This is a genomic window from Streptomyces synnematoformans, from assembly GCF_039531005.1.
In the GTDB taxonomy this organism is placed as follows: domain Bacteria; phylum Actinomycetota; class Actinomycetes; order Streptomycetales; family Streptomycetaceae; genus Streptomyces; species Streptomyces synnematoformans.
Map to the genome: position 1 here is coordinate 1 of NZ_BAAAPF010000707.1, position 994 is coordinate 994.

1 protein-coding gene is annotated in these 994 nt (G+C 75.7%); it reads right to left on the reverse strand.

The window, feature by feature from the left end; translation table 11 throughout:
• Positions 1-265: 265 nt before the first annotated feature.
• On the reverse strand, positions 266-994 hold a 729-nt coding region (locus ABD317_RS37255), incomplete at its 5' end, for a beta-xylosidase family glycoside hydrolase (protein WP_486389039.1).

Below are 994 nucleotides of genomic sequence, written 5' to 3' on the forward strand. Positions count from 1 at the left end.
CGGCCGGCGCGGACGCGGACGGCGCGGCCGGCGCCGGCGCCGCCGACGCCGAGGGCATCGCGGCGGCCGAGGCGAGGAGCGCCAGGACCGTTCCCGCGCCGAGCAGTTTGCTGTTCACGTGGACCTCTCCGAGGTGACGTACGGCGGACGTGCAGGGCGGCCCCGCCGGCACCCGGGGTGCCGGCGGGGCCGGTGGACCAGCCTCAGCAAGGCTGAGCGTGATCGAGACCGCCGTCAAGACGCCGGAGGCGGGCAGCCCGCGCCGTCAGCGGGTGCGGTGCGTCCGTACGTAGTCGAACTTCGCCGTCGCGCCCTCCCTGTTCATCGACACCAGCCCGATCTGCAGGCGCTCGTCGCCCGGCAGCGTCCACACGCCGTTCCACACCCACGTCCGGCCGTCGCGGCTGGTGGCCGCGCGCACCTCGTGCTCGCCGCCCGCGGCGTCGCGGTGGTACGACAGCCGCAGCCACATGGTGTCGGCGGTGGGGCCGCCGAACATGGGCGCGTTGGCGACGGGTGTCGGCGGCGAGGTGGTGGGGCGCTCTCCCTCCTTCGCGAACTCGCTGACGTCCAGCACCGTCCCGCCGCCGCGGTTCAGCGGCAGCGCGGTGTGCGTCATCTTGAAATACGTGTCGTCGTCGCCGTAGAGCAGCAGCCCGGCCTGCTGGTTGGGCCGGTCGGGGGCGAAGTCGAGCTTCGTGGTCACGGTGTAGTCGCCGTCGGGGGCGTCGCGCAGCAGCACGGAGGCGGTGTTGTTGCCCAGGTGCAGCTCGGCGTTCTGGGTGGGCCAGACGAGGTCGCCGCGGGCCGTGCGCACGCCGGGCGCCGGGCCGCGCAGCCACCGCCACGGCGAGCCGGGCTCGGTGCCGGGCACGGCGGCGGAGCTGAACTCGTCGCTGTGGCCGGGCAGCCACCGGCCGGTGGCGGGCTCCGGCACGCGCTTCGTCACCGGCTCGTACAGCCGCGCCGCGCCCACGTTGTCGGCCGCCGCGCC